Source organism: Methylobacterium symbioticum, assembly GCF_902141845.1.
Lineage (GTDB): Bacteria > Pseudomonadota > Alphaproteobacteria > Rhizobiales > Beijerinckiaceae > Methylobacterium > Methylobacterium symbioticum.
The window spans coordinates 1-9,577 of sequence record NZ_CABFPH010000152.1; the positions used below are offsets into that span (position 1 = coordinate 1).

Here is a 9,577-nt window from a genome sequence, read left to right on the forward strand (position 1 = left end):
GCCGGGGACCGCGCGGGCGCGCGCCGGCTCGCCGCCTCGGCGACGGTGCTCGGGCTCGCCGCGGCGGCGCTGCTCGTGGCCGCCCTGCTGCCGCTCTCCGATTCCCTGCTCCGGCTGATCGGCGCCTCCGGCGAGGCGCTGCGCGTCGCCGACCGCTTCGTCTGGATCGCGCTGCCCTCGAACCTGTTCATGGGGCCGGGCATGCTGTTCTCCGGCATCCTGCGGGCGGCGGGCGACGCGCGCCGGGCCATGTGGGTGACGCTGGGGGGCGCCCTCGTCACGGTCGGGCTCGACCCGCTCCTGATCTTCGGCGCCGGCCTCGGCGTGGACGGGGCGGCGATTGCCACCTGCGTCGCGCGGGCGAGCTTCCTCGCCATCGGCTGGCACGGAGTGCACCGCCTGCGCCTCCTCGGGCGCCCGACCCTTCCGGCCGTGCTGGCCGACGCGCCGGTGCTGATCCGCATCGCCGTGCCGGCCGTGCTCACCAACCTCGCCCCCTCCGTGGCGAGCGCGGTCACCACCCATCTGCTCGCGCGCTACGGCGCCACCGCGGTGGCGGGCAATGCGGTGATCGACCGGCTGACGCCGGTGGCCTTCGGCGGCCTGTTCGCCCTGTCCGGCGCGATCGGCCCGATCCTCGGCCAGAACTGGGGCGCCGGCCGCTTCGACCGGATGCGCCTGGTGCTGCGCGACGGCGCCCGCGTCGCGCTCCTCTACGTCCTCGTCGTCTGGCTGGCGCTGGCGCTCTGCCGGGGGCCGCTGACGCGCCTGTTCGAGCTCGACGGCGTCGCGGCCGAGCTGTTCGGCTTCTTCTGCCTCGCGAGCGGGGCGATCTGGCTGTTCAACGGCCTCCTGTTCCTCGGCAACGCCGCCTTCAACAATCTCGGCTTCCCCTTCCGCTCGACGCTGCTCAACTGGGGCCGGGCGACGCTGGGCACGGTGCCGCCGGCACTGCTCGGAGCAAGCCTGTACGGGCCGCGCGGGGTGATCGCGGGGGCCGGGCTCGGCTCGCTCCTGTTCGGCAGCCTCGGCCTCGCCCTGGCCTTCCGGGCGGTGGGCCGGCTGGAACGCGAGGCGGCAGGGCAGCCGGCGGCCGAGCGGGTGCGCGCCGCAGCCGAGGCAGGCGCGGGCCGGGAGACGGCGCCGGCTCGCTCCGGCGCCCTCGTGTGAGGCGCGGGGGGCCCCGCGGCGGGAATCGGCCGCCCCCACCGGCAAAGCACCGGTAAAGCCTCCGCAAGGCATTGGCCGGAACTGGTCATTTCCGGTGCAAGAGGGCAGACTTGCACCTTCGGCGATGCCTTCGGACCGCCGAAGCGGATCTCCGGATCCCGTCGTTGCGCGTGAGGCCCCGGCCATGTTCAATCCGATCGACATGCTGCAGGCGCAGGGCGGCGCCGGCATGCAGACCATGGCCCAGCAATTCGGCCTCAGCCCGGAGCAGACGCGCCGCGCGATGGAGGCGCTGCTGCCGGCCTTCGCCATCGGGCTCCAGCGCAACACCCCCGCCGACCCGACCGGGCTCAGCCAGCTCTTCGGCTCGCCGATGCTGACGCAGGCGGTGCTGCAGCAGGCCGCGATGACGAGCGGCGTCGGCGCCCAGGTGCTGCGCCAGATGCTGCCCGCCATGGCCGGCGCCGTGGTGGCGAGCATCGTCCACGTGGTCCTGAACCCGCCGCCCCCGGCCGAGCCCGCGCAGCAGGCGCAGAGCGCCTTCCCGTTCAGCCCGGCCTGGGTCGAGATGATGAAGCTGTTCCTGCCCCCGGCCGAGGCGCCCCAGGCTGCCAAGCCCGGAGCCGCCGGCCGGAGCGCGCCGGCCGGTCAGGCACGGCCCAAGGAGCAGGCCGCCGATCCGCAGGCCAATGCCGGGCGCGAGATGCTGCAGCAGCTCCTCAAGACGGGCGCCGAGGTTCAGGAGCAGAACGTGAAGGCGATGCAGGGCCTGTTCGACGCCTTCTGGACCGAGGCGGGCAAGGAGAGCGGTCGGGAGAGCCGCGCCCCCGACAGGGCTGCCGAGGCCTCCGCCGCCGGACAGGACGCGGAGTCGTCCGAGGGCCGCGGCGAGCGCAAGGGCCGCGGCTGACCGGGGTCGGCCGCGCGCCTCAGAGCCCGTCTGAGCTGGATCGAGCCGGTGTTCAGTCCGCTGATCCCCTCCTCGACCTCATCCTGAGGTGCCGGAGCGAAGCGGAGGCCTCGAAGGAGGCCTCCAGAGGGCGCGGTGATCCCTGGAGGCCTCCTTCGAGGCTCGGCTGACGCCTCGCACCTCAGGATGAGGTGGTTTGGTGGGATGGGCCGAGGCTCTGGATGAGGATCCGTCGATCCCGCTCAAACAGGCTCTCAGCGGAGGCTGGTTCAGCGCCGGCGCGATCAGTTGATCTGGGCCGCCGCGCTGCCGATCCGGGCATAGACGTCGTTCATCCGCGACCCGTAGAGGCGGATCGTCCCGGCCGCGACGGCGAAGATCAGCGCGCCGATCATCGCATACTCCATCGCCGTGCCGCCGCCGGCATCGCCGAGGAAGCGCCGCAGGGCGGTGGACCGTCGCGCGGCCGGCTTCCTGTCTTGGGAGAACGCCATGGATGACCGTGTTCCCGCCGCGATGACAGAGTGCTTCGGTATAGCCGGCATTCTCTTGACGACGATTTAAGATCTGCTCCGAAACCGGGCCGGGTTGCTCGGATCGTCAGACTTCCGGTCGATGCGCTCAGGACGGCGGATGTCGCCTTCGCCCGGACGCCGCGCGGGCTTCGGCTGTCCCGCGTGGCTCGATTGACCGGCCCGATCGACCGGATGCGGGATCAGTCCCGGCCCGCCTCCTTGCGCAGGGCGTCGATCCGCTTCGAGGCCTCCGCCTTGTCGAGATCGGGGTCGAAGGCCTTCGGCTCCTTCGTCTCCTCGGCCAGGGTCTTGAGGTAGGAGGCCTGGGCGCCGGTCATCGGCTCGTCGCCGGTGGTCCACTGGTCCGGATCCTTGATCCGGTTCGAGGCATCCTTCGGGTCGATCTTCGGGTTCTCGCTGTCGCGCTGCGTGGCTGCCTTGGCCATGGGGAACCTTTCGTTCTTGAAATGTTCCCACCAACGCCCGGCTCGGACGGCAGTTCCCGCGCGGGTCTCGCCCGCGCAGGGATCCCCGCCGACGGCGCCGGCGGGGATGACGGGGGCTCAGGCGGCCTGGGCCTTGGGCTGCACCTCGGCGAGGTAGTCGTCCATCAGCGTCTTGGTGAGCGCGGCGGGCGTGAAGCGGTAGGGACCGATCTCCGAGACCGGGGTCACCTCGGCGGCCGAGCCGGTGATGAAGCACTCGGAGAAATCCGCCATCTCCTCGGGGCGGATGCGGCGCTCGATCACCTCGACCCCGCGGCGGCGCGCCAGCTCGATCACGGTCTGGCGGGTGATGCCGTTGAGGAAGCGGTCGGCGGTCGGCGTGTGGATCACCCCGTCCTTGATGAAGAACACGTTGGCGCCCGTGCACTCGGCGACATTGCCCTCGAAGTCGAGCATCAGGGCGTCGGCATAGCCCTTGTTCTCGGCCCGGTGCTTCGAGATCGTGCAGATCATGTACAGGCCCGCCGCCTTCGAGGCGCAGGGGGCGGTCGCCGGGTCGGGCCGGCGATACTCGGCCATGTCGAGGCGGATGCCCTTCATCTTGGTGGCCGCGTCGAAATAGCTCGGCCATTCCCAGGCGGCGATGGCGAGGTGGATGGTGTTGCCCTGCGCCGAGACGCCCATCATCTCCGAGCCACGCCAGGCGACGGGGCGCAGATAGGCGTCCTGCAGGCCGCTCGTCTTCAGGACGAGCGCCTTGGCCGCCTCGATCTCCTCGACCGAGAAGGGGATCTTGAAGTCGAGGAGTTCCGCCGAGCGATGCAGGCGCTTGGTGTGCTCCAGGCTCTTGAAGATGCGCCCGCCATAGGCCCGCTCGCCCTCGAACACCGAGGATCCGTAGTGGAGACCGTGGCTGAGTACATGGATCTTCGCCTCCCGCCACGGCACCATGGCGCCATCGAACCAGATGGTGCCTTCGCGCTGGTCGAACGGGATGACGGACATCGCTCGAATCTTTCCGGTGGCGCCTCCGGCCGGAGGCGGGCTTGCTCGTGAAGGGCGCGGGGGTGCGCCTCGCCGGGGCGGCCGTCAAGGGTCCGCCCGGGAGGGTTGACGGGTACCAACCGGGCTGAAATATGTCAATGAAACTGACGTAATTGGGATCCAACGCAGACGTGCCCCGCTCCGCCGCGCGCCCCGCCGCCTGTCCCCTGCCCATCGCCGACATCCGCGTCGACGGGGCGGCCGCCGACGGGCCGACCTGCAGCAGCGACGACCTGATCGAACTCCTGTTCTTCGCCTATCGCGACTTCGTGGGCGACCCGGACCGGATCCTGGCCGAGTACGGCTTCGGGCGGGCGCATCACCGCGTCCTGCATTTCGTCGACCGCTATCCCGGCCTCACCATCGCGGAGCTGCTCGACATCCTGCGCATCACCAAGCAGAGCCTCAACCGCGTCCTGAAGGACCTGATCGAGCAGGGCTACATCGCGCAGAAGACCGGCACGAGCGACCGGCGCCAGCGGCTCCTCTACTGCACGCAGACCGGGGCCGCACTCGCCGGCGACCTGACCCGGGTGCAGACCCGGCGCCTGACCCGGGCGCTGGCCGCGCCGGCCGCCGCCGCCTCCCCGGAGAACTTCCTGCTCGCGATGATCGAGCCCGACGAGCGCGCGGCCGTGAGCCGGCTCATGGCCCGGCGTGGCCAGCAGGGCACCGCCTGATGGCCGCCGCGCCGGCGCTGCGCGCGGACCTGCCGGACACGGCACCGCACGTCCTCGTGGTGGACGACGACCGGCGCCTGCGCGAGCTGCTCTCGCGCTACCTCACCGAGCAGGGCTTCCGCGTGACCAGCGCCGCCTGCGCGGCCGAGGCGCGGGCCAAGGCCCAGAGCATCCTGTTCGACGCCATGGTGCTCGACGTGATGATGCCGGGCGAGAGCGGCTTCGACTACGCCCGCAGCGTGCGCGAGACCTCGCGCGTGCCGATCCTGATGCTCACCGCGCGCTCCAACACCAACGACCGGGTGATGGGCCTGGAGATCGGGGCGGACGACTACCTGCCCAAGCCCTTCGAGCCGCGCGAGCTGACGCTCCGCCTCACCAACATCATCAAGCGGGCGGCTCCCGTGCGGCCGGACGCGCCCGAGGCCGTGATCTTCGGGCCCTTCGCCTACCGGGCCGACCGGGGCGAGCTGCGCCGCGGCGACGAGATCATCCGCATCACCGAGCGCGAGCGCGAGCTGCTGACGATCCTGGCGGGCGCCGGCGGCGCCAATGTGGAGCGCGAGCAGCTCGCCGGCAGCGGCGGCCTGGCGGCCGAGCGGGCGGTGGACGTGCAGATCAACCGCCTGCGCCGCAAGATCGAGGTCGATCCGGCCAATCCCCTCCTGCTCCAGACGGTCCGCGGCGTCGGCTACAGGCTGGCGGTGGATTGAAGCCTCCATCCGGGATCCCAAAGGGATCATCCCTTTGGTGGGGTCTCGGGGCAAAGCCCTGAGGGTGGCTTCGCCGACCAGGGCTCCGCCCGGACCCGCCAAAGGCCTGAGGCCTTTGGAAACCCGGATTCAGGCGCCCTCCCGGTCGAGCAGGGCGCGCTTGCGGTCGACGCCCCAGCGATAGCCCGAGAGCGCGCCGTCCGAGCGCACGACCCGGTGGCAGGGGATCGCCACGGCAAGCGCGTTGGCGCCGCAGGCCTGGGCGACCGCGCGCACCGCCGCCGGCGCCCCGACCGCGCGGGCGATCTCGGCATAGCTCGCGGTGCGGCCGGGCGGGATCGCCCGCAGGGCTTCCCAGACCCGCTGCTGGAAGGCGGTGCCGCCGATATCGAGGGGCAGGTCGAGGCCCTCGGCCGGGGCTTCCACGAGGCCGACCACGCGGGCGACCAGGGTCTCGAAATCCGGGTCCCCGCCCTCGAACTCGGCCCTGGGGAAGCGGTCCTGCAGATCGCGCACCAGGGCGTCGGGATCGTCGCCGAGCAGGATCGCGCAGACGCCCCGCCCGGTCGCCGCGACCAGGACCGCGCCGAGGGAGCAGGCGCCGACCGCGAAGCGGATCCGGGTGCCGGGACCGCCGCGACGATAGGTGTCCGGGCTCATGCCGAGCCGCCCGGCGGCGCCCGCATAGAAGCGGCTCGACGCGTTGTAGCCGGCGTCGAAGATCGCCTCGGTCACCGAGCCCGCCGCGCGCAGGGTCTCGGCGACGCGCGCCGCGCGCTTGGCCTCGGCATAGGCTTTCGGCGTGATCCCGGTGACGGCCCGGAAGACCCGGTGGAAGTGGTGCGGGCTCATCCCCGCCGCCTCGGCGAGCGCGTCGAGACCCGGCAGGCTCTCCGACGCGTCGATCAGCCGGCAGGCCCGGGCGACCGCCGCGCGCCTGCGCGCCTCGAGGGCCGGCTCGTTCGGGCGACAGCGCCGGCACGGGCGGAACCCCGCGGCCTCGGCCTCGGCGCAGGTGGCGAAGAAGCGGAGGTTCTCCGGCCGCGCCGCCCGCGACGGGCAGCTCGGGCGGCAATACACGCCGGTCGAGCGCACGGCGTAGACGAAGCGGCCATCCGCCGCCGCGTCGCGGGCGGCGACCGCGGCATGGCGGGCGGCGTGCTCGGTGGCCTGATGGCCAGCCTGGCCGTCCGGCTCCGGCCGGGTCGGGCATTCGATGGTCTGCATGGCGTTCCTCGTCGGCTCCGGGAGATCGGCTCCCGTCACCGCCATCCTCGCCCCGGCCGCCCGCCTCGGCATCCCGCGCCTTGCTCCCGAATCCCGACGCGCGATTGTCCGGCCTGAACGGCCGCGCATCAAGGCGTCGCCGATCCGGCCTCTCCCGCCCCGGCCGGGCGGCAGGGGCCGGTGCGGCGGGCGGTCTGGACCTCGGTCATCGTCATGTTCTTGGCCCCCATCCGCATGGCGATGCGGCCGCTGAAGCCGTCCGGGCCGAGGCGGTAGGCGGCGCTCGCCGCGGCGGCGTTGCGGCCCGGGCAGCGGATCGCGAAGGTCAGCGCCTCGCCCTCCCGGCGGATCTCCGAGAGCGGGCAGCGGGCGAGCGGGTTGTTGGCGCTGAGCACGGCGAGGCCGTAACCCTCCCGCGCCGGGTCGAGGCAGAGTTCGACCTGCCGGGTGGCGGCGGCCTCCGCCAGATGCGGCAATTCGAGCCGCACGGCGACGGCGTAGGTGCCGCCCTCGAAGGCGCTCGCCGGCGCGCAGGACAGGGCGAGGCCGGCGGCCGCGGACCGGAGGATGGCGGGCATGACGGAGTTCCCCTGCAGGCCTGCAGGAGAGCACGGCAGGCCCTTCGGGATCCTCCCGTTTCTGGCTCCGCAATCCCCTACCAGACCAGCCGCTCGATCACCGCGTCGGGATGCACGGCCTGGGCGGAGAGCCAGTCGGCGATCGCGCCGAGGCGGTGATGCTCGGCGGTGAGGCCGAGTTCCTCGGCATGGATGCCGCGGGCGACGAACAGGCTCGCGATGCCGACGCCGCGGGCGCCCGCCACGTCGGTGCGGATGGCGTCGCCCACCGCGAGCACGCGGGCCCGGTCGGGCGGGGGCAGGCCGTCGAGGTCGCCGGCCCGGGCGAGGGCGGCCTCGTAGACCGGCCGGTGCGGCTTGCCCGCATAGACGACCGAGCCGCCGATCTCCTCGTAGGCCGCGGCGAGCAGGCCCGCGCAGGGGATGAGCCGGCCGTCGAACTCCACCACGAGGTCGGGATTGGCGCAGATCATCGGCACCGCGCGCGCGCGCAGGGTCGCGAGCGTCTCCCGGTAATCGTCCGCCGTCTCGGTGCGGTCGTCGAACAGGCCGGTATTGAGCACGAGGTCGGCCTCCTCCGGGCCGGCGAGTGCCACGTCGAGTCCCTGGAAGATGCCGGAATCGCGCTCCGGCCCGAGATGGTACAGGCGGATGCCGGGCTGCTCCGCCACGAGGGCGCGGGTGAGGTCGCCCGAGGTGACGATGGCGTCGTAGGCCTCCCGCGGCACGCCGAGCCGGTCGAGGATGCGCTGCACGCCCGCCCCCGGCCGCGGCGCGTTCGAGACCAGCACGACCCGGCGCGGGCGCCCGGCCGCCGGCAGGCCGCGGAAACGGATCAGCGCGTCGCCCGCGCCCGGATGGGCCTTGGAGCCGTCGTGCAGCACTCCCCAGACGTCGCAGAGGATCACGTCGTAGGCGTCGGCGATCCCGCTGAGGCCGGTCAGCGTCGGGATCGAGGCGTGGTCAGAGGTCATGCGGGGTCCTGCCGGGCGTCGCGCGCCGGGTTAGAGCGCTCCCCGCCGAAGTGGTTACCGGTTCGGCGCAAGGGAGCGCGCCATCAAGGGCCTGGAGCCGTGCCCGATCCAGCGTGATCGGGCACGGCTCTAGGCGGAGGCGGCGGCGAAGGCAACGCCCCGCGGAGCGCGGTCCGCGCTCAGACCGCCCGCCGCAGGAAGGAGCGGAAGGGCTTGCGCTGCGGCGGCTCGGGATCGGTCTCCGGGCCCGGCTCGGGGACGGGGCTCGCCAGCACCTCCGCGCGCACGGGTCGCGGCGCGGCGAAGGCGGTGCCCTGCGCCAGCGCCACGTCGAGATCGATCAGGTCCGGCACGTCCGCCTCCGCCTCGACGCCGCAGGCCACCAGCCGGATGCCGGAGCGGGCGAGCGCCGTGACGAGGTCCTCCGGCGCGATGTCGGCGAGGTCCGCGCGGGCGGGCCGCAGGAGGAGGCCGGCCGGGACCTTGATCTGGCCGACGCCGCGGGCGGCGAGCGCGGCGGCGTCGAAGCGCAGATCGGTCGGCCGGTCGAGGGTGAAGCCGACCCGGCCGCGGAGCCCCGCGAGCGCGGCGGCCTGCTCGGCGTCGAGGCCGCGCCAGCTCGCCTGCGGCAGGGCGAGCACGATGCGCCCGCCGAGACCGGTCTCGCCGCCGACCAGCCGCGCGAGCCAGCGCAGGAAGCCCGGCTCGAACAGGGAGAGGGGGGACAGGCCGTAGGTGATGCTCGCCTCGCTGCCGCGCCCGCCGAGATGGCGGGCGATGGTCAGCACCCGCTGCAGCATGCGCCGGTCGAGCTCCGTGGTGCGGCCGTGCCGCTCCAGCACGGGCAGGAAGATCTCCGGCGCCACGAGGTCGGCGCCCGCGCGCAGGCGCGCCAGGGCCTCGTAGGCGACGACCTTGCGCTGGGGCAGGGTGACGACGGGCTGCAGGTGCACCTCGAGCCCGTCGCCCTCGAAGGCGGCGACGAGCGCCTCCTCCGGCAGGGCCGTCCCGCGCGGCAGGACGGGGCGGGGCGGCTCCGCCGGCGGCGCGGCCCTGGAGGAACTGAGGGGGAGCGGAGGAACGGGGCGCGGCGGGAACGGACGCGGAAGCAGGGAACGCGGCTCGACCCTCGGCTCCGGGCGCGGTTCGGGCATCGCCGGCTCGGCCATCGCCGGTTCGAGCTTGGTCCGTTCGGGCTGGGCCGGTTCGGGGGCCGGGCGCGGCGCGGGCGGCGGCGGCACGGGCGCCGCCTGCGCGGCCGCCTTGAGGCGGGCCACCTCCTCGTCCTGCGCCGTGACCACGGTGGTGAGGTCGCGCACG

General features: G+C 73.5%; 11 protein-coding genes. 4 read left to right on the forward strand and 7 right to left on the reverse strand.

Annotated elements, in window-relative coordinates; genetic code table 11:
- The coding region (locus tag MET9862_RS26895) for an MATE family efflux transporter (protein WP_142585991.1) at positions 1-1,170 on the forward strand (1,170 nt) is incomplete at its 5' end.
- Positions 1,171-1,354: 184 nt separating this feature from the next.
- Positions 1,355-2,080 carry a DUF937 domain-containing protein gene (locus MET9862_RS26900; protein ID WP_142585992.1) on the forward strand — a complete coding sequence of 242 codons (726 nt, stop codon included), beginning with the start codon at positions 1,355-1,357 and terminating at the stop codon, positions 2,078-2,080.
- Positions 2,081-2,364: 284 nt separating this feature from the next.
- Here MET9862_RS26900 and MET9862_RS26905 read toward each other — a convergent pair whose 3' ends face one another.
- The 3 genes from MET9862_RS26905 to MET9862_RS26915 form a co-directional block, all read right to left on the reverse strand.
- Positions 2,365-2,574, reverse strand: a complete 210-nt coding sequence (locus tag MET9862_RS26905) for a Flp family type IVb pilin (RefSeq protein ID WP_142585993.1) — start codon at positions 2,572-2,574, stop codon at positions 2,365-2,367.
- 221 nt (positions 2,575-2,795) lie between these two features.
- Positions 2,796-3,041 carry a DUF3072 domain-containing protein gene (locus MET9862_RS26910; RefSeq protein ID WP_142585994.1) on the reverse strand — a complete coding sequence of 82 codons (246 nt, stop codon included), beginning with the start codon at positions 3,039-3,041 and terminating at the stop codon, positions 2,796-2,798.
- 117 nt (positions 3,042-3,158) lie between these two features.
- Positions 3,159-4,046 carry a branched-chain amino acid aminotransferase gene (locus MET9862_RS26915; protein ID WP_142585995.1) on the reverse strand — a complete coding sequence of 296 codons (888 nt, stop codon included), beginning with the start codon at positions 4,044-4,046 and terminating at the stop codon, positions 3,159-3,161.
- Positions 4,047-4,252: 206 nt separating this feature from the next.
- On the opposite strand from MET9862_RS26915, the gene MET9862_RS26920 reads away from it, so the two are divergent.
- Positions 4,253-4,765, forward strand: coding sequence for a MarR family winged helix-turn-helix transcriptional regulator (locus tag MET9862_RS26920; protein WP_142586001.1), 513 nt, complete (start codon positions 4,253-4,255; stop codon positions 4,763-4,765).
- Positions 4,765-5,478 (forward strand): response regulator, encoded by a 714-nt coding sequence (locus tag MET9862_RS26925; protein ID WP_142585996.1) that lies wholly within the window; start codon positions 4,765-4,767, stop codon positions 5,476-5,478. Before MET9862_RS26920 ends, MET9862_RS26925 begins: the two co-directional genes overlap by 1 nt.
- A gap of 129 nt (positions 5,479-5,607) precedes the next feature.
- Here MET9862_RS26925 and ada read toward each other — a convergent pair whose 3' ends face one another.
- The 4 genes from ada to MET9862_RS26945 all read right to left on the reverse strand — a co-directional run.
- Positions 5,608-6,705 carry a bifunctional DNA-binding transcriptional regulator/O6-methylguanine-DNA methyltransferase Ada gene (gene ada / locus MET9862_RS26930; RefSeq protein ID WP_142585997.1) on the reverse strand — a complete coding sequence of 366 codons (1,098 nt, stop codon included), beginning with the start codon at positions 6,703-6,705 and terminating at the stop codon, positions 5,608-5,610.
- A 128-nt stretch (positions 6,706-6,833) separates the two neighbouring features.
- On the reverse strand, positions 6,834-7,283 hold the full coding sequence (locus MET9862_RS26935) for a DUF3617 domain-containing protein (RefSeq protein ID WP_142585998.1): 450 nt from the start codon (positions 7,281-7,283) through the stop codon (positions 6,834-6,836).
- 77 nt (positions 7,284-7,360) lie between these two features.
- Positions 7,361-8,257, reverse strand: coding sequence for a TIGR01459 family HAD-type hydrolase (locus tag MET9862_RS26940; protein ID WP_142585999.1), 897 nt, complete (start codon positions 8,255-8,257; stop codon positions 7,361-7,363).
- Positions 8,258-8,436: 179 nt separating this feature from the next.
- On the reverse strand, positions 8,437-9,577 hold a 1,141-nt coding region (locus tag MET9862_RS26945; protein WP_142586000.1), incomplete at its 5' end, for an EAL domain-containing protein.